This window comes from Azonexus sp. IMCC34842 (genome assembly GCF_050368855.1).
GTDB lineage: Bacteria > Pseudomonadota > Gammaproteobacteria > Burkholderiales > Rhodocyclaceae > Azonexus > Azonexus denitrificans_A.
In genome coordinates, this window is record NZ_CP178449.1 from 658038 (window position 1) to 682132 (window position 24095).

The following is a 24095-nucleotide window of genomic DNA, read 5'->3' on the forward strand; positions in this document are numbered from 1 at the left end:
CTCCGGGTGGTGCTTTCGGGTACTCCAGAGGGTAGCAGGATCTCAGGTGAAAATCATCGCCCAGCACGGCCGGGCCGGTCATCCGCTGTTCCGGCCGGGCGGCGGTTTTGCTTGATCAATAGCCGGGCTTCTTCAACAATACCGGGCATAACCCCCTCCTTATTTGATGGCGTCTCTTCAATGATCGAAAATCAGCAGCTTGCAGTGCATTCGAAATTCCCGGCCATGGGCACCACGATCTTCACCGTGATGTCGCGGCTGGCGGCCGAATGTGGCGCGGTCAACCTGTCGCAAGGCTTTCCGGACTTTCAGGCCGAACCGGTGCTGTTCGATGCGGTGCATCGCCACATGTGCGCCGGGCGCAACCAGTATCCGCCGATGGCGGGCGTGCCCGAGTTGCGCCAGGCCATCGTGGACAAGGTCGCGGCGCTGTACGGGACGCGTTTCGATGTCGAGTCGGAAGTGACGGTGACGGCCGGCGCAACCCAGGCCATCTTCACCGCCATTGCCGCCTTCGTCCGGCCGGGCGACGAGGTCATCGTCTTCGAGCCGGTGTACGACTGCTATGTGCCGGCCATCGAAACGGTCGGCGGCACGGCGGTCTATGCCCAGCTCAAGTTCCCGGATTACGCGCCGGACTGGACGCAGGTGGCGCAACTGATCACGCCGCGAACGCGGATGATCATCGTCAACTCGCCGCACAATCCGACCGGCAGCCTGCTCACGGCGGCCGATCTCGAGCAGTTGGCGGCGCTGGTCCGCGGCACCGACATCGTGATCCTCTCCGACGAAGTTTACGAACACATCGTCTTCGATGGCGCGGCGCATCTCAGCCTGTCCGGCCATGCCGAACTGGCGGGGCGCAGCATCGTCGTTTCCAGCTTCGGCAAGACCTATCACATCACCGGCTGGAAGATCGGCTACGTGGTCGGTCCGGCGGTGTTGATGGCGGAGTTCCGCAAGGTGCACCAGTTCAATGTGTTCACGGTGCATGGGCCGTCGCAACTGGCGATCGCCGAGTACATGCAGGATGCCTCGCGCCATCTCGGACTGGCGGCCTTTTATCAGGAAAAACGCGATTTCTTCCGCCGCCTGCTGGAAAAAACGCCGTTCACGCTGTTGCCCTGCCGCGGCACTTATTTCCAGCTGGCCAGCTACGCCGGGCTTTCCGCCTTGCCGGATCGCGCCTTTGCCGAATGGATGGCGCGCGAGGTCGGCGTCGCGGTGATCCCGGTATCGGTGTTCTATGCCGACGGGCGGGATGATCGGGTGGTCCGCTTCTGCTTCGCCAAAAAGGAGGAAACGCTGCTGGCGGCCGCCGAGCGTCTGGACAAGGCCTTTCCCCGGCCGGCCTGAGGTGTGAATATCAGCTTGACGCTGGCGCCGCCCGGTGCGAATAATTCGCCCAATCAACAGTCATGGATAAAGGAGTGATCATGAGCATGCTGCAGGAATTCAAGGAATTCGCCGTCAAGGGCAACGCGATGGATCTGGCGGTCGGCGTCATCATCGGCGGGGCCTTCGGCAAGATCGTCGATTCCATCGTCGGCGACCTGATCATGCCGCTGGTTGGCCGGGTCATCGGCAATCTCGATTTTTCCAACCTTTTCATCATCCTCGGCGACAACCCGAACAAGCTGGTCGCGCTGGCCGAGATCAAGAAGGCCGGCATTCCGGTCTTCGCCTACGGTTCCTTTCTGACCATCCTGGTCAACTTCGTCATTCTCGCCTTCATCATCTTCATCATGATCAAGCAGATGAACCGTTTGCGCCCGGCCGCCCCGGCCCCTGAAGTCGCCCCGGCGACGCCGGAAGACGTGCTGCTGCTGCGCGAAATCCGCGATTCACTGAAGAAGTAAGGATTTCCGCAAACCGTAAAAAAAGCCGCTCGATGCGGCTTTTTTCTTGCGGAGGACGGGCCCTGGCCGTCCGGTTCAGCTGCCGAAAACCGCCTGCCACAGCGCGCTGACCGCGCTGATGTGCTTTTCGATAGCGTCGCGCGGGACCAGCGCTTTCGGCGTCGCCGTCAGGCGCTTGGCGTGTTGCAGGCGGCGGTATTCGCGATAGGCATTGCCGGCTGCCTGGCCGAGTTGCGGCTCGATCAGGCCGAGTTCGCCAGCCATCCGGAGCAGCGCGATGTTGCCGAGATTGCCGGTCAGGCTGGCATGCTGGCTGGCAAACGCGAGAATCAGGTACTGCACGATAAATTCGACATCGACGATGCCGCCGCGATCGTGCTTCAGGTCGAACTCGGTCTCGCTGTTCGAGGCATGGGCATCGACCATCTTCTTGCGCATGGCGACGACTTCGTCCCGCAGCGTCGCGAGATCGCGCGGCTGGCGCAGGATTTCGCAGCGAATCGCCTCGAAACGGGCGCCGACCGCCGGATCGCCGGCGCAGAAGCGGGCCCGGGTGAGCGCCTGGTGTTCCCAGACCCAGGCGTTTTTCAGCTGGTAGTCGCGGAAGGAATCGACCGATACCGCGAGCAGGCCCGAGTCGCCATTCGGCCGCAGGCGGAGGTCGGTTTCGAACAGGATGCCGGCCGAGGTCTGGCTCGATAGCCAGGTGTTCAGGCGCTGGCCGAGGCGGGTGTAATTTTCCGCCGCCTCCTGCGAATCGTCGTCGAACAGGTAGACCAGATCGAGATCGGAGGCGTAGCCGAGTTCCTTGCCGCCCATTTTGCCGTAGCCGATGACGGCGAATTTCGGCACCGCGCAGTGGCGTTTCTTGATCGTGCTCCAGCACAGTGGCAGGGTCTCCTGGACGATGGTGTCGGCCAGTTCGGTGAGGTGGTCGGAGAGCGTTTCGATGGTCTGCAGGCCGGCCAGATCCTGAGCCAGCAGGCGGAACACCTGGGCGTGGTGCACTTCGCGCAGGATGTCCATTTCGCGCTCGGTGTCGCCGGCGTGGTCAGCCAGGTTGCGCTTCAGCTCGTCGCGGAAGCCGGCCCAGTTGGTAGCGATTTCGTAGAGGCGCGGGTCGAGCAGCTCATCGAGTAGCAGCGGGTAGTGGTTCAGGTAGTCGGCCGCCCAGTTCGAGGCGCAGATCACGTCGGCAACACGGCGCAGCGCCATCGGGTACTGTTGCAGCAGCGCCAGGTAGGAGCCGCGGCGGGCGATGCATTCGAGGAAGGTCAGGCCGCGGACCAGCGTCAGGTCCGGCGCGCTGGTCGCCCCGGCCGCTTCGATCAGGCGCGGGCCGACGGCGTCGAGTCGCGAGCGGTTGGTGCTCGGCAGTTGCTGGTAGCGGTTCGAGGCGCGCAATTCGGCCAGGCGCCGGATGGCTTCCCGCGGTTGGCGAAAGCCAAGGTTGCCGAAGGCTTCGATGGCCGTCTCTTCTTCGAGCTGACTCAGCCACAATCCGGTGAGCGGATGCTCGCCGGCTTCCGGGTCCGAAAAAATCTGTTCGAAGTGCCGGGCGACTTTTTCCCGGTGGCCGTTGAGTACCGCCAGCATCGCGGCCCAGTCGGGAAAATCCATGCTCCGGGCGATGATCGCCCGGCCGGCGTCGTCCACCGGCAGCATGTGGGTCTGCTTGTCTTCGACGTATTGCAGGCGGTGTTCGAGGCGGCGCAGGAAAACGTAGGCGGTGTGCAGCTCCTGTTCGCTTTCGGCCGGCAGCAGTTGGCGTTCAACGAGCAGCTTGAGCACCGAAAGGGTCGGGCGAATCTGCAGCGTGGTGTCGCGGCCGCCGCGAATCAACTGGAAGACCTGGGCGATGAACTCGATTTCGCGAATGCCGCCCGGGCCGAGCTTGACGTGGTCGGCCATGTCCTTGCGCGCCACTTCGCGGCGGATCTGGGCGTGCAGGTCGCGCATCGCGTTGATCGCCCCGAAATCGAGGTATTTGCGGAAGACGAAGGGGCGGGAGATCCGGCGCAGCGCCGTCATCCACTCGCCGAGCGCCGCTCCATCGGCATTCGGGCCGGTGTTCATGACCCGCGACTTGATCCAGGCGTAGCGTTCCCACTCGCGGCCCTGGGTGACGAAATAGTTTTCCAGCGCGTCGAGCGAGCAGACCAGCGGCCCCGAGTCGCCATTCGGCCGTAGCCGCATGTCGACGCGGAAAACCTGGCCATCGGCGGTCAGATCGCCGAGCGCCGAAATCACCCGCTTGCCAAGCCGGGTGAAGAAATCGTAGTTCTCGATGCTCTTCTTGCCGTTGGTGTCGCCTTCTTCCGGGTAGATGAAGATGTAATCGACGTCCGACGAGACGTTCAGTTCGCGGCCGCCCAGCTTGCCCATGCCGATGATCAGCAGGCGTTGCGGCTGGCCGGCCCGGTCGAGCGGCTCGCCGTAGGTGAGGGCGAGCTGGCGGTGGTGGTAATCGAGGGCAAAATTGGTCGTGATGTCGGCGAGCAGGGTCATGCTCTCGACCACTTCGTCGAGCGGCGCCAGGCCGCACAGGTCGCGCAGCGCGATATGGGCCATCGCCCGGTGGCGCAGCCGGCGCAGCACCGACTTGACCGCCTCGTCGTCGGCAAAGGCGGCCTTCAGCGGGGCCAGCAGCAGATCTTCGGAGAGCGGCTGGAGCCAGCTGGCGGCCAATTCCGGAATCATCTCGGGATGGGCCTGCAGCTGGTTGGCCAGATAGCGGCTGTGGCTGAGGGCGTTATGCCAGCGGGGATCGAGTGTGGTGTCCATGATTGCTCAATCGGCACATTTGCCGAACAGGATAGAATGCCGGTTTTGGCGAATTTTTGATTGTAGTGACCTATTCCACTTTCTGGCAAAGCAGTTTTATCCGTGAGTAATCCGCAGCTTCGTGCGGAACTCCGCAGCGCGCTCTATCACCGCTTGCACTGGCTGTGGCCGATCCTGGCCAAGCCGGCCGTTCGCCGCGGGGTACGGATGCTCGGCTGGGGGCTGTTCGTCGCTTGGCTGGCCTTCGTCGTGCTGGTGCTCGCCTTGCGTTATGTCGTGCTGCCCAAGGTCGGCGATTACCTGAGCGAAATCGAGCAGGCGGCGACGCGGGCCGTCGGGCAAACGGTCAGTATCGGCCGAGTCGAGGCGCGCTGGCAGGGCTTGAACCCGGATCTCGTGCTCGACGACGTGCGTATCCTCGACCGGCAGGGCGCCCTGGCCTTTTCGCTGGCCCGGGTCGAGAGCGTGCTGTCCTGGCAGTCGTTGTGGCGCTTGCGGCCGACCTTGTCGCTGCTCGCCTTTGAAGGCCCTGTGCTGCAGGTGCGCCGCGATACCGGCGGCCGGATCAGCGTGGCCGGCATGGCGACGGAAGGCGAGAGCGACCCGGCTTTTGCCGAATGGGTGCTCGAACAGCGGCGCATCCGCATCCGCAATGCGACGATCGTCTGGGACGACCGCTTGCGGCAGGCGCCGCCGCTGATTCTGGAAGACCTGCAGTTTGCCCTCGACAATAGCGGTAGTCGCCATCGCTTTGGCTTGTCGGCCGCTCCACCCGACGAACTGGCCGCGCGGATCGACATCCGTGGCGAGGTCAAGGGCGATCTCGGCGATGCCCTGGAAAGTCTGTCCGGCAAGGTCTTCGTCCAGCTCGATTACGCAGATCTGGCTGGCTGGCGGAGTTGGGTCGATTACCCGCTGCGTCTGCCGCAAGGCCGCGGCGCGCTGCGCGTATGGGGCGATCTGGAAGATGGCGGCGGCAAGCTGACCGCCGATGTGGCGCTCGAGGAACTGCGGATCGGACTGGGGAGCAAATTGCCCGAACTCGATCTGGCCAGCCTGCGTGGCCGTCTTGAGGGGCGCTATCGGCCCGGTGTCTGGGCGGTGGTCGGGCGCAAGCTCGAGTTGCTGACGCAGCAGGGCGTCCGTGTCGCGCCCACCGATTTTCAGGTCGAATGGCGGCGCAATCCGCAAACGGCCGCCGTCAGTGGCAGCGCCAGTGCCAGTTTCCTCGATTTTTCGGCGCTCGCCAGCCTGGCCGCCTACATGCCGCTTGACGAGCGGAGCCGCGAATTGCTGCAAATACACCAGCCGCAAGGGCGGATCAGCGAACTGCGCGCCAGTTGGGGGTTGGAAGGCGAGGCCCTGAAGCGCTATTCGCTGAAAGCCGGCTTCGCCCAGCTGGGCATTCTTCCCGGCGGCTATTTCCCCGGAGCGAACGGCCTGTCCGGCAACATCGACCTGACCGAAAAAGGCGGCGAACTGTTGCTCGACGCCGGTCCTTCCGGGCTGTCGCTGCCAGCGGTCTTTCCCGAGCCGGATATCGCCTTCGACAGCCTGAAGGCCAGAACCACCTGGAAAACGGTCGGTGCCGGCGTCGATATCAAACTGGAGAAACTCGATTTCGCCGGCCCGGATGCCGCCGGTTCGGCGCGCGGCACCTATCGGTTCACCGGCGACGGTCCCGGCGAGATCGACCTGGTGGCCCATGTGGACCGCGCCGATGGGCGCGCCGTCTGGCGTTACATGCCGCATGCCGTCAATGCCGATGCCCGCGCCTGGATCCGCCGCGGCATCGTCGCCGGGCGTGGCTACGACGGTCGGCTGGTGCTGCAAGGCAACCTGAAGGATTTTCCCTTCCGCGATGGGCGCGGCGGCAAGTTCATCGTCACCGCCAAGGCGGCCGATGCCAAGGTCGATTACGCGCCGGGCTGGCCGGTCATCGACAATATCGCCGCCGACATGACCTTTGGCATCGGCATGAAGATCGCGGCCAGCCAGGGGGGTATTTTCGGCGCCAAGCTGTCCGACGTGACGGTCGAAATCCCGGATTTCGAGTCGCACGAGGAAATGCTGCTCGTCCGCGGGCTGGCGCAGGGGCCGACCGGCGAGTTTTTCCGTTTCATCGATCACAGCCCGGTCGCCGATTCGATTGATCGCTTCACCGAAGGCATGAAAGCCAGCGGTAACGGCCGGCTCGACCTCGAACTAGACATCCCGCTGCGCCACGCGCTGGACACCAAGGTGCGCGGCGACTACCGCTTCCAGAACAACCAGTTGCAGCCGCTGGCCGGCTTGCCGCCGCTGACCCAGGTCAATGGCCGGCTGTCGATCACCGAGAACAGCGTTTCGGCCCAGGACATCAGCGGCAAGGTTTTCGGCGGGCCGCTCAAGGTTCAGGTCAGGAATGTCGGCGACAAGGTCGGGGTGCTGGCCAGCGGGACCGCCAACATGGCGGACGTGAGCAGTCACTTCGGCTGGCCCCTGATCAATCACCTGACTGGCCGGACCGGCTGGAAGGCCGACATCAGCATTCGCAAGCGCAATGCCGACATCGTCGTCGAGTCGGACCTGCTCGGCATCAGTTCGCCACTGCCCGAGCCGCTCAACAAGAATGCGACGATGCCGCTGCCGCTGCGCATCGAACGCAGCGCGCCGGACGCCACGCGGGAGCAGTATCGGATTACGCTGGGCAAGGTCGCCCAGGGCTTGATCATTCGTCAGCAGGGCAACTGGGAGCGTGGCGTCTTTGCCGTCGGCGAAGCCGAGCCACGGCTGCCCGATAAAGGCCTGGCGGTGCGCGTCGCGACCCCGAAAATCGATGCCGATGCCTGGAAGAACTTCCTGCCGGAAGGCGCGGCGAGTCCGGATGGCAGCGCCAGTCCGGGTGCCGCCAATGGCGGCGGCCTGGGCCTCAACGTGGTTACGCTGAAAACGCCGCAGCTGCACTTGATGGGCCGTGATTACAGCCAGGTTGACGTCAGCCTGCGGCCGCGCGATACCGGCTGGCAGATCGGCCTGAATACCCGCGAAGCGGTCGGCGACGTGTTCTGGCGCAGTAGCGGCGAGGGCTGGGTCGAGGGCAATTTCAAGCGCCTGATCGTCCGCCCGGCGGCCGAAGTCGCCGAAGGCAGCACGACGCTGATCAACTCCCTGCCGGGCATGAGTCTGGTCGTCGACGATTTCCGTATCGGCGAAAAGGCGCTCGGCAAGCTGGAGCTCAAGGCGCGCAACGACAAGGGCGCATGGAATCTCGACCTGCTCAGCCTGCAGAACCCGGATGGTGCCCTGAAAGGCAAGGGGGTCTGGAACAATACCGGCAAGCATCAGACGCGGATGGATTTCGAATTGACGGCCAAGGATGTCGGCAAGCTCCTCGAACGTCTCGGCTACGTCGATGCGGTCCGCCGGGGGGCGGCCAAACTGAGCGGCGACCTGCAGTGGAACGGTCCGCTGACCGGGATCGATTATCCGTCGCTGACCGGTCAGATGACGGTCAATGCCGAAAAAGGCCAGTTCAACAAGCTGGAGCCGGGCGTCGGCAAGCTGCTCGGCCTGATCTCGCTGCAATCCCTGCCGCGCCGGCTGACCCTGGATTTTCGCGATATTTTCAGCGACGGCCTGGCTTTTGACAGCATCGAGGGCAAGCTGGCGGTGAAAAAGGGCGTGATGCGCACGAACGATCCCCTGCGCATCAAGGGACCGGCGGCGCAGATCGAGATCCAGGGCGAAACCGATCTGAAAGCGGAAACCCAGGACATGCAGGTGGTCGTCCGGCCGGAAATTGGCAATGCCGCGGCGATGGGTGCGGCGCTGGTCAATCCGGTGGTCGGCGCGGCGACGCTGCTGGCCAATGCTGTTCTGCAAAATCCGCTGAGCCGGCTGTTCAGCTACCGCTATCATGTGACCGGTAGCTGGAGCGATCCGCAAGTCGACAAGGCGGGCGAATCGCCGCCGCAAGCAAAACCGAAGAACGAAGGGGAAAGCAAACCTTGAGCAAACAGAATTGCCGGATTGCCGCATTGCAGATGGTCTCCGGGCCGCGTGTCGCCGATAACCTGGCGAGTGCCGGCCGGCTGGTCGACGAGGCGGTGGCGCAGGGCGCGCAACTGGTCGCCCTGCCCGAATATTTTCCGATCATCGGCGCGGCCGACGCCGACCGCGTCAAGGCGCGCGAGGATTTCGGCCACGGGCCGGTCCAGGACTGGCTGGCGGAAACCGCGGCACGGCACTGCATCTGGATTTTTGCCGGCTCCCTGCCGCTGGCCGCCTCGGTGCCGGACAAGATGCGCAATGCCAGTCTGGTGTACAACCCGGCCGGCGAATGCGTCGCGCGCTATGACAAAATTCATCTGTTTGGTTTCCGGAAAGGCCTTGAGGCTTACGACGAAGCGGCTTTCATCGAGCCCGGCTCGCAACCGGTCGCCGTCGATACGCCGTTCGGCCGCATTGCCCTGTCGATCTGCTACGACCTGCGCTTTCCCGAGTTGTACCGGGCGCTCGGGACGGTCGATCTGATCATGATGCCGGCCGCCTTCACCGATACCACCGGCCGCGCCCACTGGGAAATTCTGCTGCGCGCCCGCGCCATCGAGAACCAATGCTACCTGCTGGCGGTCGGACAGGGAGGCCGGCATGAAAATGGTCGGCTGACCCACGGCAACAGCATGATCGTCGACCCCTGGGGTGAAATCCTCGATCGCAAGATGAAAGGGCCGGGCGTCGTCATTGCCGATCTCGACCACGCCCGTATTGCCGAAATTCGCGAGAGCCTGCCGGCCCTTGCCCACCGAATTCTCTGACGGAGTATCAATGAATCCAAACAGTGCCCTGGCGCAAGCCGAATCCCTGCTGCTCGCCCCTTTTTCGCTGACCGAGGGCGATCTGTCGCGGACTTTCGGGCAGATCCTGAAGCACCAGGTCGATTACGCCGATCTCTATTTCCAGTATTCGCGTTCCGAAGCCTGGAGTCTGGACGAGGGGATCGTCAAGTCGGGCAGCTTCAATATCGACCAGGGCGTTGGCGTGCGGGCCATTTCCGGGGAAAAGACCGCTTTCGCCTACTCCGACGACATCAGTTCGCGGGCTCTCGGCGATGCGGCCAATGCTGTCCGGGCGATTGCTTCGGTTGGCCAGAGCGGCACCCTGCCGGCCCTGAAACACGGCGCGGCCGGGCACCGCCTGTATGTGCCGAATGATCCGATCGCCTCGCTGCCGGCCGAAGCCAAGGTCAAGCTGCTCGAGCGTCTGGAAGGTTTCGCCCGCGCCCTCGATCCGCGCGTGATCCAGGTCATGGCCTCGCTGGCCGGCGAATACGAAGTGATCATGGTGGCCGGTTCGGATGGCCGCATGGCGGCCGATATCCGGCCGCTGGTCCGTTGTTCGGTGTCGGTAGTGGTCGAGGAAAACGGCAAGCGCGAGCAGGGCGGGGCGGGCGGCGGCGGGCGTTTCGATTTCGCCTATTTCTCCGACGAAGTTCTCCAGCACTACGCGCAGGAAGCGGTCCATCAGGCGATTATCAATCTCCATGCCGAAGCGACGCCGGCCGGCCAGATGACGGTGGTGCTCGGCGCCGGATGGCCGGGCATCCTGCTGCACGAAGCGGTTGGTCACGGTCTGGAGGGCGATTTCAATCGCAAGGGCAGTTCCGCCTTCTCTGGCCGGATCGGCCAGCGCGTTGCCGCCAAGGGCGTCACGGTGATCGACGACGGCACGATTGTCGACCGCCGCGGTTCCTTGAACATCGATGACGAAGGCAATCCGACGCAGCGGACCGTGCTGATCGAAGACGGCATCCTCAAGGGTTACCTGCAGGACAGCCTGAATGCCCGCCTGATGGGCGTCGCGCCGACCGGTAACGGGCGCCGCGAATCCTTCGCCCACCTGCCGCTGCCGCGCATGACCAACACCATGATGCTGGCCGGCGAGCACGATCCGGCGGAAATCATCAAGTCGGTCAAGAAGGGCATCTACGCCGCCAATTTCGGCGGCGGCCAGGTCGATATCACCAGCGGCAAGTTTGTCTTCTCGATGAGTGAGGCCTACCTGATCGAGGACGGCAAGGTGACCCGGCCGATCAAGGGCGCGACGCTGATCGGCAACGGCCCGGACGTGCTGACCCGGGTGTCGATGATCGGCAACGACCTCAAACTCGATCCCGGCGTCGGTACTTGCGGCAAGGAAGGCCAGAGCGTGCCGGTCGGCGTCGGCCAGCCAACCCTGCGTATCGATGGACTGACGGTGGGTGGAACGGCATAATGTCACCACAACTTGAAGGGGGATTGTGATGCGCGGATTGTTCTTGCTGCTTGGCCTGCTGGCGTCTACGTCGGTTTTCGCGGAGTCACCGGCGGCGCTGCAGGAGCGGCTCAAAGTCATCGGGTCCGATCCGGTGGCATTGCGGGCAGCAATCGACTCCGGCAAGAAGGTCTCCTTCTTCTGCGCCAACTGCCACGGCGAAGACGGCATCAGCAAGACGCCCGAAGTGCCCAATCTGGCCGGCCAGAACCCGGCCTATCTGCTCGAGCAGATTCGCAAGTTTGGCGCCGGCGAGCGCAAGGACCCGTTCATGCAGGGCCTGATCAAGGTGCTCAAGGATGAAGAGCGGGTGCAGATCGCCACCTACTACGCCAGTACCACCGTTCCGCCGTCGCGTGCCGACGCGGCGCAGGCGGCGCGCGGCAAGGAGCTGTTCGCCAAGCTGTGCGTCCGCTGCCACGGCGAGCAGGCGCGCGGCAACGAACTCTACCCGCGCCTGGCCGGACAGAAACTGCCCTACCTGCAAACCTCGATTACCCGCTATCGCGATGGCACGGGGATCCGCAACAACCAGTTGATGAGCATCGCCACCGCGACGCTGAAGAACGAAGACATCCTCGCCGTGGCCAATTACCTGACGCAACTGCGCTGATCGACGATCTGACCGGCCGGTCAGATTGTTGATGCACATCATGGTAGTGGGGTTTACCCGACGGCTATCCTCCGTGCTTGCAAAAAGCCATAGGCGGAGGCAAATTGAAGGCCGTTCTCAGTGTTCTGCTCGTATTTTTCCTGGGTATTGTCGCTAACGACGCGCTGGCCCAGATCAGCGACATCAATTCGGCCATCAACAAGGCCGGGCGACAGCGAATGCTGTCGCAGCGCATGGCCAAGGCCTATTTTCAGATCGGCCAGCAGATCGAGGTGGAGCGCAGCAAGCGCGTCATGGATGCGTCGATTGCCGCCTTCGACCGCCAGCTGGTCGAGTTGAAGAATTACGCCCCGACGCCGGAAATCAAGGATACCTACCTGAAGCTGGAAAAGTCATGGCTGGCCTACAAGGATCTGCTGCTCGGGGCTGCTCCCTCGCCGCAAAATGGCCGCAAGGTGCTGGCGATTTCCGAGGAAGTGCTGGCGCTGGCCCAGCAGGGAACCGTTCAACTGGAAAAGCGTTCCGGCTCGCTGGCCGGTCAACTGGTCAACGTCTCGGGACGCCAGCGCATGCTGTCGCAGCGCATCGCCAAGTTCTATCAGGCGGGAGCCTGGGGCGTGGCGGACGACAAGAGTGCCGCCAACCTGGACAAGGCGCGCAAGGAATTTACCGAGGCCCAGCAGGATCTGCTGGCGTCCCAGGCCAATACCGTCCAGATCAAGGATGCGCTGGATCTGGTCAAGCAGCAGTGGTTCTTCTTCGACAGTGCGCTGGGCCAAAGGACGCTGGCCGACAAGCGCGCGCAAACGGCGGTCGCGACAACCAGCGAACGTATTCTGGAAGAGATGGAAGGCGTTGTCGGACTCTACGAAAAGCTGCCAAAGTGAGCGGCACGGCCTGAGGTCTCGCGCTTCGCCCGGCCGCGCAAGAGCGAAATCTTCGCTGACCATCCGGTAGAATGCTTGCCTTTCTCCAATCTTGAATGGGGCTGGCCATGACGCCGCAAAGTAAACCGAATACCGACGACATTCGTATCAGGGAAATCAAGGAACTGGTGCCGCCGGCCCACGTCTTCCGCGAATATCCGGTATCCAATCGGGCGGCACAAACCACCTACACCGCCCGCCAGGCCATCCACCGCATCCTGCACGGCGCCGACGACCGTCTGCTGGTGGTGATCGGCCCCTGTTCGATCCACGATTACGACCTGGCCATCGACTACGCCAGGAAGCTGGCCAAGGAAGCGGAAAAATACGCCGACGACCTGGTCGTCGTGATGCGCGTCTATTTCGAGAAACCGCGCACCACGGTCGGCTGGAAGGGCTTGATCAACGATCCGCGCCTCGACAACACCTTCCGCATCAACGAAGGCATTCGCCTGGCCCGCCGTATCCTGCTCGAAATCAACGAACTCGACCTGCCTTGCGCCACCGAGTTCCTCGACACCATCACGCCGCAATACACCGCCGACCTGATCGCCTGGGGCGCCATCGGCGCCCGCACCACCGAATCGCAGGTGCATCGCGAACTGGCTTCCGGCTTGTCCTGCCCGGTCGGTTTCAAGAACGGCACCGACGGCAACATGCGCATCGCCGTCGACGCCATCCGCTCGGCCAATTCGCCGCACCATTTCCTGTCGGTGACCAAGACCGGCCATACCGCCATCGTCTCGACGCTGGGCAACGAGGATTGCCACGTCATCCTGCGCGGCGGCAAGGAGCCGAATTTCGATCCGGCCAGCGTCGACGCCGCCTGCACCGAAATCGCCAAGGCCGGCCTTGCCGCCCGACTGATGATCGACTTCTCGCATGGCAACAGCCGCAAGCAATTCAAGCTGCAGATGGAGGTTAGCGACAGTGTCGCTGCCCAACTGGCGGCCGGTGAAGAGCGCATCGTCGGGGTGATGGTCGAATCGCACCTGGTCGAAGGGCGCCAGGATCTGGCGCCGGAAAAGGAACTGACCTACGGCCAGAGCATCACCGACGCCTGCATCAACTGGGACGACAGCGTGAAGGTTCTCGAGCAACTGGCCGCCGCCGTGCGCGCCCGGCGGCTGGCCGAAGCGGCCGAGTAAGCTGGCCCGGCTCACCGCGTCAGCGGCCCGAACCACGGGGAGGCAGATTGCCTCCCCTTTTTCATTGCGGCCTCCTCCCGTTCGGGACTGCCGCCATTACTGCCCAACAGGCGATTTAGTTAATTCAAATTGGCTTTTTTTGGGCTAGCCTGAACAGGTGACGAAAACAACCTGGTCCGGCCAATGCACATCGCCAATATTTCCGTTCCGGATGCCCTGAACAGCCTGCGCAGTTCGAGCGATGGCTTGAGCTCGGTCGAGGCGCAAAGACGCCTGCGCGAGTACGGCGCCAACACCATCGCCGAAGTGCGGCGGGCGCCGCTGTGGCGGCAGTTTCTCAAGGAGTTTTCGCATTTCTTTGCGCTGATCCTGTGGGTGGCTGCCGGCCTGGCCTTCTTCGCCGAATCGCAAAGCCCGGATGAAGGCATGTGGCAACTCGGTGCGGCCATCGTTGCGGTGATTCTGATCAATGGCAGTTTTTCCTTCTGGCAGGAGTACCGGGCCGAACAGGCGATTGCCGCGTTGCGCAAGCTGCTGCCGCCATCGGCCAAAGTCGTCCGCGATGGCCAGTTGTTCACCTTGCCGGCCGATTCCCTGGTCCCCGGCGATATCGTGCTGCTTGAAGAGGGGGACAATGTCCCGGCCGACTGTCGCCTGATTGCCGGGAGCGACGTCCGGGTCAATACCTCGACCATTACCGGCGAGTCGCAGCCCAAGGCGCGCACGCCGGAAAGTGTCGGCGGGGACGTGCCGTTCGATGCGAAAAATCTGCTGCTCGCCGGCACCTCGCTGATCTCCGGGCAGGGACGGGCCCTGGTCTTTGCCACCGGCATGCACAGCGAGTTCGGCAAGATCGCCCACCTGACGCAGACGGCGACCAAATCGGTGTCGCATCTGCAACTGGAGATTGCCCGCCTGTCCAAACTGGTGGCCATCTTCGCCACCACGCTCGGCCTGGTGTTCTTCGCCATTGGCACGGTGATCGGCTTGCCGTTCTGGACCAATCTGATGTTCGCCATCGGCATCATCGTCGCCAACGTGCCGGAAGGTCTGTTGCCGACCGTCACCTTGTCGCTGGCCATGGCGACCCAGCGCATGGCCCGGCGCAACGCCCTGGTCCGCCACCTGCCGGCGGTCGAAACGCTGGGGGCGACCACTGTCATCTGCAGCGACAAGACTGGCACGCTGACCGAGAACCGGATGAGCGTCCGCCAGGTTTTTGTCGACGGTGCCTTGCTGCCGGGCGAGCATCCGGCGGCGCTGTCCGGAGCCGGGCATCTGCTGAGCAACATCCGCCATTGCCACAATCTCAAGCGCAGCCAGGCGGCGGGCGGCGAAGTCTGGCTGGGCGACCCGATGGAAGTGGCGCTCCGCAGCTATGCCGAACAGGCCGGGGTTGGTGGCGACACGCCGATCCTCGGGCAGCTGCCTTTCGACAGCGACCGGCGCCGGATGTCGGTTATCGTCGAGCAGGCCGGCGAGCGCTGGCTGTACTGCAAGGGCGCGCCGGAAGTGGTGTTGCAGCTCTGTGCGACGCGGCAGGACGGTGGCCGCGAAATGGCGCTGGACGAGCCGGCCCGGCAAGGCATCCTCAAGGCGCAGGAGGCGATGGCCGACCAGGGCCTGCGAGTCCTCGCCTTTGCCTGGCGCCGGCTGGCCAAGGCCGAGCCGCTGGTCGAACAGGGGCTGGTCTTTTCCGGCTTGATCGGCTTGCATGATCCGCCCCGGCCGGAAGTGCCGGAAGCCATCGCCCGCTGCCATTCGGCCGGGATCAAGGTGATCATGGTGACCGGCGACCATCCGCATACGGCCCTCGCCATCGCCCGGGAAATCGGCCTGGTGCGGGGGCCGCAGCCGCAGACGGTCCTCGGCGAAAGCCTGCGCAAGATGACGCCGGCGCAACTGCAGATCGCCCTCGACAGCCCGGAAATCATCTTTGCCCGCGTTACCGCGGAACAGAAGATGCTGGTCGTCAATGCGCTGAAGAACAAGGGCGAAATCGTCGCCGTCACCGGCGATGGCGTCAATGATGCGCCGGCCCTGAAGGCCGCCCACATCGGCATCGCCATGGGCATTGCCGGGACCGACGTGGCCAAGGCGGCGGCCGACATGATCCTGCTCGACGACAATTTCGCCAGTATCGTCAATGCCGTCGAAGAAGGCCGGGCGGTTTTCGAGAACATCCGGAAATTCCTCACCTACATCCTGACCTCGAACATTCCCGAGCTGATGCCCTATCTGGCCTACATGCTGTTCAGGATTCCGCTGCCGCTGACCATCATCCAGATTCTCGCCGTCGATCTCGGGACCGACATGCTGCCGGCCCTGGCGCTCGGCGCCGAACGGCCGGACCCCAAGCTGATGCAGCAGCCGCCGCGGCCGGCCGAAGAGCGCCTGCTGTCCTGGTCCTTGCTGGCCCGCGCCTATCTCTGGCTGGGCATGCTGGAAGCCGGCGTGGCGCTGACCGTGTTCTTCGGCGTGCTGCAACTTGGCGGCTGGCAATACGGCCTGCCGCTCGCCACGTTCGATCCGCTCTATCTGCAGGCGACCACCGCCTGTCTGGCGGCCATCGTCGTCGCCCAGATGGTCAATGTCTTTCTCTGTCGGCATCCGCGGGAAGCCGCCGCGAGCTTCTCGCTGCGCCAGAATCCGCTGTTGCTGCTTGGCGTGGCGGTCGAACTGGGTTTGATCCTGCTCATCGTGTATAGCCCGCCGGGCCATGCACTGTTCGCGACACAGGCCTTCGAGCCGCAGGTTTGGCTATGGATCGTCCTGCTCGCCCTCGGCTTTGGCTTGCTCGAAGAAGGCCGCAAATACCTGGTGCGGCGCCGCGGTTGAGCCGGCGCTCAGTCGGCGAAGCGGGGTTGCCGTCGTTCGCGCTGGGCGGCGATCGCTTCCTCGAGATCGCCGGAGAGCAGCAATGCGGCGTTCCAGGTGGCGACGAAATTGAGGCCGTCGGCGACCGAATGATCGCGGCTGAAGTTCATCACTTCCTTCAGGCCGCGCGTCGCCAGCGGGGATTTGGCGGCGATGGCGAGGGCCAGTTCGCGGACTGCGGCGACCAGGTCTTCAGTCGAGGCAAACTCTTGGTTGATCAGGCCGAGCGTTGCCGCCTCGGCCGCCCCGACATGGCGCCCGGTGTAGGCCAGCTCGCGGCTCATGCCGTCGCCGATCAGGCGGGGCAGGCGTTGCAGGGTGCCGACATCGGCGACCATGGCGAGGTCGATTTCCTTGATCGAGAAAATGGCATCGCTCGTCGCATAGCGCATGTCGCAGCAGGTGACGAGGTCCAGCGCGCCGCCGACGCAGGCGCCGTGGATGGCGGCGAGTACCGGCTTGCGGCAGCGTTCGATCGCTGTGAGGCAATCCTGCAGGTCGAGAATCAGGCGGCGCAAGGCTTCGCGGCTGCGCGCCCCATCCGGGCTGGCGATCCGCTGTTGGATGCTGCCGAGCATGGCGAGGTCGATGCCGGCGCAAAAGTTCTTGCCGGCGCCGCTGAGGATGGCGACGCGCGCTTCCGGGGTGGCGTCGATCCACTCGAAAGCCTGGCGGATTTCCTGCCACATCGCGTCGTTCATCGCGTTCGACTTGTCCGGCCGGTTCAGGCGGACTTCGGCGATGCCCTGATCGAGGCTGAGGGCGAGGGTGGCAAAGGTCGGCAGGGTCATCGCGGGGCTCGCAAGCGTCATTGGTCGGAGAAAGTCAGCAGGTCGAGATCGGCCGCCTGCTGGCGCAGCGGAATCAGTGCCTGGTAGGCGGCCGAGCCGTGCCAGCCATCGACCGCAGCGCGATCGGGAAAGCGGATGACGACGGTGTCGGTGTGAGCATGCCGGCCGTCGAGAATGTCGGCCAGCTGCCCGCGAAAGAGCAGCTCGGCGCCCCACGGGGCGAGCGTCGCCGGCACCTGGGCGCGGTATTGCGCCCATTTCTCGGCATCCTTGACGGTGATGTGGCCGATCACGCAGGCGCTCATGCGGCGTTCTTGCCTTTTTGCCACAACACGTCGCCGCGGCCGCCGGCCCGGTTGAGGGCCCGGCCGAGAATGAACAGCAGGTCGGACAGCCGGTTGATGTAACGGCGAGCCGCTTCGGACAAGCCTTCGGCGCCGTGCAGGCGAACCATCGAGCGTTCGGCCCGGCGGCAGACGGTACGGCTCAGGTGGGCGAGGGCGGCGGCGCGGGTGCCGCCGGGCAGGATGAATTCCTTGAGCATCGGCAGGTCGGCATTGAACTGGTCGGCCAATTCCTCGAGGCGGGCCACCTGGATGTCCTTGATGACCGCCATGCCGGGCAGGCAGAGTTCGCCGCCGAGGTCGAACAGGTCGTTCTGGATGTCGAGCAGTGCGGTGCGCACGCTGTTCGGCATCTCTTCGCAGAGCAGCACGCCGAGGCCGGAATTCAGCTCGTCGACTTCGCCGATGGCATCGATGCGCAGGCTGTCCTTGGTGGTCCGGCTACCGTCGCCGAGGCCGGTGGTGCCGGCATCGCCGGTACGGGTGACGATTTTCGACAGGCGGTTGCCCTTGCGTTCTTTTTCGGTTTCGCTCACGGTTGTCTCTCCTTGTAGTGGCCGGATTATACTTTTGGCCCGTTCCAAAGACTGTCGCCCCGATGCCAAAGTTCGCCGCCAATCTAAGTTTTCTTTTTGCCGACGTGGCGTTCCCCGAGCGCTTCCAGCGCGCGGCTGCGGCCGGCTTCACCGGCGTCGAATACCTGTTTCCCTATGCCTGGCCGGCGCCCGAGGTGGCGCAATGGCTGCAGACAGCCGGGCTCGAACAGGTGCTGTTCAACCTGGCGCCCGGCGACTGGGCGGCCGGCGAGCGCGGCCTAGCCTGCTTGCCGAAGCGCCGCGGCGAGTTTGCCGAAAGCGTCGACCAGGCGCTGGAGTACGCCATGCTGCTCGATTGCCGGCGCGTCCATTGCATGGCCGGCCTGCGCCCGGCTGGCGTCGGCGAGGCCGAACTCGAGGCGACCTATATCGCCAACCTGTGCCATGCCGCCGACCGTTTCGCCAGTATCGGCGCCAGCGTGCTGATCGAGCCGATCAACAGCCGCCTCGACATGCCGGGCTACTGGCTGGATGACGTGGCCAAGGCTTTTGCGCTGCTCGACGCCATCGACCGCAGCAACGTCAAAGTGCAGTACGACATCTACCACGCCCAGGTGATGGGCGACGATCTGGCGCGCACGCTGGAAAAGAATATCCAGCGTATCGGCCACATCCAGATTGCCGACTTTCCCGGCCGGCACGAGCCGGGCAGTGGCGAAATCGATTATCCGGCCCTGTTCACCTTGCTCGACCGCCTGGGCTACGCCGGCTGGGTTGGTTGCGAATACCGGCCGCTGGCCAGCACCGAGGCCGGTCTTGGCTGGCTGCCGCAGCCCAACGGCGCGGCGTCATGACACCGGGCGAAACTCTCCGCCGTTTGTTCGATGCGGCGATTGCCGCGGCCGATCCGGCCTGGTGCGTGCCGCCGCAGCTGCCGCCGGATGACGGCGGCCGGTTGATCGTCATCGGCGCCGGCAAGGCTTCGGCGGCGATGGCGCGGGCCGTCGAGCAGCACTGGTCGGGGCCGCTCGACGGGCTGGTCGTCACCCGCTATGGCCATGGCGTGCCGTGTGATCGGATCGAGATTGTCGAAGCCGCCCATCCGGTGCCCGATGCGGCCGGCGAACAGGCGGCGCAACGAATGCTCGCCAAGGTTCACGGTTTGGCTGAAAACGACCGCGTGCTGGCGCTGATTTCCGGCGGCGGCTCGGCGCTATTGGCGGCTCCGGCCGACGGCATTACGCTGGCCGACAAGCGGGCGATCACGGCGGCGCTGCTCAAGTCGGGAGCGGCCATCGGCGAGATCAACTGCGTGCGCAAACACCTCTCGGCGATCAAGGGGGGCCGGCTGGCCGCTGCCGCCTGGCCGGCCCGGCTGCTGACGCTGGCGATTTCCGACGTACCGGGCGACGATCCGGCAGTCATCGCCTCGGGACCGACCGTAGCCGATCCGACGTCGGCGGCCGAGGCGCTCCGGATACTCGATTTCCACACCATCGCTGTTCCCCCGGCGCTGCGCGCCCGGTTGGTCTCGGGCGCCCTCGAAACGCCGAAACCCGGCGATCCGCGCCTCGCCAACAGCGCCTTCCAGCTGATCGCCAGCCCGCGCCAGATGCTCGAAGCGGCTGCCGCGGCGGCGCGCCAGCTCGGCATCACGCCGCTGATTCTCGGCGATGCGATCGAGGGTGAAGCGCGCGAAGTCGGCAAGGTGCTGGCCGGTGTGGCACTCAGTTGCGCCAGGCACGGTTTTCCCGCTACCAAGCCCTGTGTCCTGCTGTCCGGCGGGGAAACGACGGTGACGCTGAAAGGCCAGGGGCGTGGCGGGCGCAATACGGAATTCCTGCTTGGCCTGGCCTTGGCTCTCGACGGCGCGCCGGGCATTCATGCACTGGCCGCCGATACCGACGGCATCGACGGTTCCGAGGACAATGCCGGCGCCTATGTCGGACCGGAAACCCCGGGCCGGGCCCGGGCGCTCGGCCTGGACGGCCGGGCCCATCTGGCGGACAACGATGCCTGGGGCTACTTCGCGGCGCTCGGCGACCTGCTGATCACCGGGCCGACGCGGACCAACGTCAACGACTTTCGCGCCATTATCGTGGGGTTAGAATGACCGTCATGCCAAGTAGCGAACCGACCTTTGCGACCGACCGCCAGCTGCTGGCGGCAAACCTGCGCAACGTGCTGCCGGCGCATTGCCTGCTGAGCGACGAAGAGGATCTGCGGCCCTACGAGTGCGACGGCCTCACCGCCTACCGCGAACTGCCGCTCGCCGTTTGTCTGCCGGAAAACGAAGGGCAGGTGATCGATGTGCTGCGCACCTGTCACCGACTCGGCGTGCCGGTCGTCGCGCGCGGCGCCGGCACCGGCCTGTCGGGCGGCGCGATGCCGCATGCCCAGGGTGTCGTGCTGTCGCTGGCCCGTTTCAACAAGATTCTGCGCGTCGACCGCGAGGCCCGCCTCGCCGTCGTCCAGCCCGGCGTGCGCAATCTGGCGGTGTCGGAAGCGGCGGCGCCGTTCGGCCTGTATTACGCGCCCGATCCGTCGTCGCAGATCGCCTGCACGTTGGGCGGCAACGTCGCCGAGAACTCGGGCGGCGTGCATTGCCTGAAATACGGCCTGACCGTGCATAACGTGCTGCGTATCCGTGTCGTCAGCATCGAGGGCGATGTCTTCGAGATCGGCTCCGCCGCGCCGGACGCCCCCGGCTACGACCTGCTGGCCTTGCTCATCGGTTCCGAAGGCATGCTTGGCGTGGTCACCGAGGTGACCGTCAAGCTGGTGCCCAAGCCGGAACTGGCCCAGGTCGTGATGGCTTCCTTCGCCGATGTGGCGCAGGCCGGCGACGCGGTGGCAGCGATCATCGCCGCCGGCATTATCCCGGCCGGCCTGGAAATGATGGACAAGCCGGCGACCGCCGCCGTCGAGCCCTACGTCAAGGCCGGCTATGACCTGAATGCAGCGGCCATTCTGCTCTGCGAATCGGATGGCATGCCGGAGGAAGTGGCTGAGGAAATCGCCCGCGTCACGGCGGTGCTGACGGCGGCCGGCGCCAGCGATATCCGTGTTTCGCAGTCGGAAGCCGAACGGCTGCGCTTTTGGGCCGGGCGTAAGGCGGCTTTTCCAGCGGTCGGGCGGATCACGCCGGACTACTACTGCATGGATGGCACCATTCCGCGCAAGCGGCTGGCCGAAATGCTGGCGGCGATCGCCGAGATGGAAAAGAAATACCGCCTGCGCTGCGCCAACGTTTTCCATGCCGGCGACGGCAACCTGCATCCGCTGATCATGTACGACGCCGCCCAAGCCGGCGAATGGGCGCGGGCCGAAGCCTTCGGGGCTGAAATCCTCGAGTTGTCGGTGGCGCTTGGCGGCTCGATCACTGGTGAACACGGGGTCGGCATCGAGAAGATCAACCAGATGTGCGTCCAGTACAAGACGCCGGAACTCGAAGCCTTCCGCCGCATCAAGACGGCGTTCGACGAACAGGGCCTGCTCAATCCGGGCAAGGCCGTGCCCAGCCTGCACCGCTGCGCCGAGTACGGGCGCATGCATGTGCATCACGGCGATTTGAAATTTCCCGAGCTGGAGCGTTTCTGATGCGCCTCGATTACATCGTTGACGCGCTAAGCCTGGCGGCTGATAGCCGTAGCCCGCTGCGCATTCGCGGTGCCGGCAGCAAGGATTTCTACGGCGGCATGCTGGCCGGCGACGTGCTCGACGTGTCGGCCTATCGCGGGATCGTCGCCTACGAACCGACCGAGTTGTACATCACCGCCCGTTGCGGCACACCGCTCGCCGAGATCGAGGCGGCGCTGGCCGAAAAAGGTCAGATGCTGGCCTTCGAGCCGCCGCATTTTTCGGGCGCGACGCTCGGCGGCTGCGTCGCGGCCGGGCTGTCCGGTCCGCGCCGGCAGCAAGCCGGGGCGGTGCGCGATTTCGTCCTGGGCGTCAAACTGATCGACGGTACCGGCCAGGTCCTCGATTTCGGCGGCCAGGTGATGAAAAACGTCGCCGGCTACGATGTCTCGCGGTTGCTCGCCGGCAGTCTCGGTACACTGGGCGTGCTGGCCGAAGTTACGCTGAAAGTGTTGCCGAAGCCGGTCGCCGAACAGGCGCTGCTTTTTGAAATGAACGAAAGGGAGGCGCTTGCCCGGCTCAACCAGTGGGGCGGGCAACCGCTGCCGATTTCGGCATCGTTCTGGCACGCCGGGCAGCTCAGCCTGCGCCTGACCGGGGCCCATGCCGCAGTCGAGGCGGCGCGCCGGACGCTCGGCGGCACTGCGGCGGTCGCCTCGGAACAACTGTGGCTGGCCATCCGCGAGCAGACCCATCCGGCCTTTGCCGGCGGCGTGCTGTGGCGGCTGGCCCTGCCGTCGACTGCGGCCGTGCCGGGGCTGGCAGGCTTGCGGGCCATCGAGTGGGGCGGCGGGCTGCGCTGGTATGGCGGCGAGGCGGCTGGCATCCGCGACGCCGCCACCGCGGCCGGCGGCCATGCGGTGCTGTACCGTGCCCCTGAGTCATTGCGTTGCCGGGAGGGTGCTTTTGCCCCGCTGTCGCCGGCTTTGCTGGCCCTGCACCGGCGCCTGAAAAAATCGTTCGACCCGCACGGCATCCTCAATCCTGGCCATCTCTACGCGGAGCTTTGATGGATACCCGACTCGCCGATTTCATGCGCGACACGCGTGCCGGTCAGGAGGCCGAAGCGATTCTGCGCAGTTGCGTGCACTGCGGTTTCTGTACCGCCACCTGTCCGACCTACCAGATGCTGGGCGATGAACTAGATGGCCCGCGTGGCCGCATCTACCTGATCAAGCAATTGCTCGAAGGCCAGGCGGTCAGCGAAAAGACCCGCCTGCATCTCGATCGTTGCCTGACCTGCCGGTCCTGCGAGACGACCTGTCCGTCCGGTGTCAGATACAGCCACCTGCTCGATATCGGGCGTCAGGTGCTTGAGGAAAAGCTGCCGCGCCGAGGTGGCGGCGCCTGGCTCCGCTTCGCGCTGCGCGAAATCCTGCCGCGGCCGGCGCTCTTCGGCCCGGCCGTCAAACTCGGCCGGATGCTGCGTCCCTTGCTGCCGACGGCGCTGGCCGACAAGCTGCCGCCCGAGGCAGCCGGCCAGGCCCGGCCGTGGCCGGCAAAAGCCGGGCACCGGCGGCGGATGCTGGCGCTGGCTGGCTGCGTCCAGCCGGCGCTGGTGCCGAATATCAATGCGGCGACGGCCCGCGTGCTGGGCCGCCTGGGCATCGAACTGTTCGAGGAAGCCAAGGCCGGTTGCTGTGGCGCCCTGCGTTTTCACCTCAATGACCAGGCTGCCGCCCGTGCCGACATGCGGCGCAATATCGACGCCTGGTGGCCGCATGTCGACGCCGGCATCGAGGCAATCGTCGTCACCGCCTCCGGTTGTGGCGTGCAGGTCAGGGACTACGGCCATGCCCTGATTGATGATCCGGCATATGCCGAAAAGGCGGCAAAAATCAGCGTGTTGTGCCGCGATCCGTCGGAAATACTGGTCGCCGAACGCACCGCGGTGCTCGCCCGGTTGGCGGCGGTGGAGGGAAAACGCGGCAAGCTTGCCTTCCATTCGCCGTGCACACTGCAGCACGGGTTGAAGATCCGCGGCACCATCGAGGAGTTTCTCGGTGCCGCCGGCTACGCCCTGACCCCGGTCGGTGATGCCCACCTGTGTTGCGGTTCGGCCGGAACCTATGCGGTTCTCCAGCCGGAGTTGTCGGCGCGGTTGCGTCACGACAAGCTAGCCGCCTTGAACGCAGGTTCGCCGCAGGCGATTGCCACGGCCAATATCGGCTGTCTGACCCATCTGCAGGCTGGCAGTCTTTTGCCGGTGCGGCATTGGATCGAATTGATCGACGAAGTGCTGGGGTGAGCGGCAGGCGTACTGAGCTGCCGCCCCGGGCATGGC

At 65.0% G+C, this 24095-nt stretch carries 18 protein-coding genes; 14 read left to right on the forward strand and 4 right to left on the reverse strand.

Going from position 1 to position 24095, the window contains the following annotated elements:
- Positions 1–180 precede the first annotated feature (180 nt).
- On the forward strand, positions 181–1356 hold the full coding sequence (locus ACLIKD_RS03050; protein ID WP_428827127.1) for a pyridoxal phosphate-dependent aminotransferase: 1176 nt from the start codon (positions 181–183) through the stop codon (positions 1354–1356).
- An 80-nt stretch (positions 1357–1436) separates the two neighbouring features.
- A complete protein-coding gene (gene mscL / locus ACLIKD_RS03055; protein WP_428827128.1) occupies positions 1437–1859 on the forward strand; it encodes a large conductance mechanosensitive channel protein MscL in 423 nt (140 codons plus the stop codon).
- 75 nt (positions 1860–1934) lie between these two features.
- Here mscL and glnE read toward each other — a convergent pair whose 3' ends face one another.
- A complete protein-coding gene (glnE, locus tag ACLIKD_RS03060; protein ID WP_428827129.1) occupies positions 1935–4643 on the reverse strand; it encodes a bifunctional [glutamate--ammonia ligase]-adenylyl-L-tyrosine phosphorylase/[glutamate--ammonia-ligase] adenylyltransferase in 2709 nt (902 codons plus the stop codon).
- 102 nt (positions 4644–4745) lie between these two features.
- Here glnE and ACLIKD_RS03065 point away from each other — a divergent pair, with 102 nt between their 5' ends.
- From ACLIKD_RS03065 to ACLIKD_RS03095, 7 genes are all read left to right on the forward strand, one after another.
- Complete coding sequence (locus ACLIKD_RS03065; RefSeq protein ID WP_428827130.1) at positions 4746–8636, forward strand: YhdP family protein; 3891 nt, start codon at positions 4746–4748, stop codon at positions 8634–8636.
- A 32-nt stretch (positions 8637–8668) separates the two neighbouring features.
- Positions 8669–9442, forward strand: coding sequence for a carbon-nitrogen hydrolase family protein (locus tag ACLIKD_RS03070; protein ID WP_428828375.1), 774 nt, complete (start codon positions 8669–8671; stop codon positions 9440–9442).
- A gap of 10 nt (positions 9443–9452) precedes the next feature.
- Positions 9453–10898: a metalloprotease TldD gene (tldD, locus tag ACLIKD_RS03075; RefSeq protein ID WP_428827131.1), complete on the forward strand. Its 1446-nt coding sequence runs from the start codon at positions 9453–9455 to the stop codon at positions 10896–10898.
- A 28-nt stretch (positions 10899–10926) separates the two neighbouring features.
- Entirely contained in the window at positions 10927–11550 is a 624-nt protein-coding gene (locus tag ACLIKD_RS03080) for a c-type cytochrome (protein ID WP_226418829.1), read from the forward strand.
- Between the two features lie 104 nt (positions 11551–11654).
- Positions 11655–12437 (forward strand): type IV pili methyl-accepting chemotaxis transducer N-terminal domain-containing protein, encoded by a 783-nt coding sequence (locus ACLIKD_RS03085; protein WP_428827132.1) that lies wholly within the window; start codon positions 11655–11657, stop codon positions 12435–12437.
- Positions 12438–12544: 107 nt separating this feature from the next.
- Positions 12545–13624 (forward strand): 3-deoxy-7-phosphoheptulonate synthase AroG, encoded by a 1080-nt coding sequence (aroG, locus tag ACLIKD_RS03090; RefSeq protein WP_226418831.1) that lies wholly within the window; start codon positions 12545–12547, stop codon positions 13622–13624.
- Between the two features lie 183 nt (positions 13625–13807).
- Entirely contained in the window at positions 13808–16462 is a 2655-nt protein-coding gene (locus ACLIKD_RS03095; RefSeq protein WP_428827133.1) for a cation-translocating P-type ATPase, read from the forward strand.
- Positions 16463–16470: 8 nt separating this feature from the next.
- Here ACLIKD_RS03095 and ACLIKD_RS03100 read toward each other — a convergent pair whose 3' ends face one another.
- Genes ACLIKD_RS03100 through ACLIKD_RS03110 form a run of 3 tightly spaced genes read right to left on the reverse strand, consistent with a single transcriptional unit; the run spans position 16471 to position 18172 of the window.
- Entirely contained in the window at positions 16471–17292 is an 822-nt protein-coding gene (locus ACLIKD_RS03100) for a crotonase/enoyl-CoA hydratase family protein (protein ID WP_428827134.1), read from the reverse strand.
- A gap of 17 nt (positions 17293–17309) precedes the next feature.
- On the reverse strand, positions 17310–17597 hold the full coding sequence (locus ACLIKD_RS03105) for a DUF1330 domain-containing protein (RefSeq protein WP_428827135.1): 288 nt from the start codon (positions 17595–17597) through the stop codon (positions 17310–17312).
- Positions 17594–18172 carry a cob(I)yrinic acid a,c-diamide adenosyltransferase gene (locus tag ACLIKD_RS03110; protein ID WP_428827136.1) on the reverse strand — a complete coding sequence of 193 codons (579 nt, stop codon included), beginning with the start codon at positions 18170–18172 and terminating at the stop codon, positions 17594–17596. Before ACLIKD_RS03110 ends, ACLIKD_RS03105 begins: the two co-directional genes overlap by 4 nt.
- Before the next feature lie 62 nt (positions 18173–18234).
- On the opposite strand from ACLIKD_RS03110, the gene hyi reads away from it, so the two are divergent.
- From hyi to glcF, 5 genes are read left to right on the forward strand one after another with little or no spacing between them, the layout of a single operon-like run.
- Complete coding sequence (gene hyi / locus ACLIKD_RS03115) at positions 18235–19026, forward strand: hydroxypyruvate isomerase (protein ID WP_428827137.1); 792 nt, start codon at positions 18235–18237, stop codon at positions 19024–19026.
- Entirely contained in the window at positions 19023–20285 is a 1263-nt protein-coding gene (locus ACLIKD_RS03120; RefSeq protein ID WP_428827138.1) for a glycerate kinase type-2 family protein, read from the forward strand. Before hyi ends, ACLIKD_RS03120 begins: the two co-directional genes overlap by 4 nt.
- A 5-nt stretch (positions 20286–20290) precedes the next feature.
- On the forward strand, positions 20291–21772 hold the full coding sequence (locus ACLIKD_RS03125; RefSeq protein ID WP_428827139.1) for an FAD-linked oxidase C-terminal domain-containing protein: 1482 nt from the start codon (positions 20291–20293) through the stop codon (positions 21770–21772).
- The gene (glcE, locus tag ACLIKD_RS03130; RefSeq protein WP_428827140.1) at positions 21772–22821 is read left to right on the forward strand and encodes a glycolate oxidase subunit GlcE; all 1050 of its coding nucleotides are present in this window, start codon (positions 21772–21774) and stop codon (positions 22819–22821) included. Before ACLIKD_RS03125 ends, glcE begins: the two co-directional genes overlap by 1 nt.
- On the forward strand, positions 22821–24059 hold the full coding sequence (gene glcF / locus ACLIKD_RS03135; RefSeq protein ID WP_428827141.1) for a glycolate oxidase subunit GlcF: 1239 nt from the start codon (positions 22821–22823) through the stop codon (positions 24057–24059). Before glcE ends, glcF begins: the two co-directional genes overlap by 1 nt.
- Positions 24060–24095 lie beyond the last annotated feature (36 nt).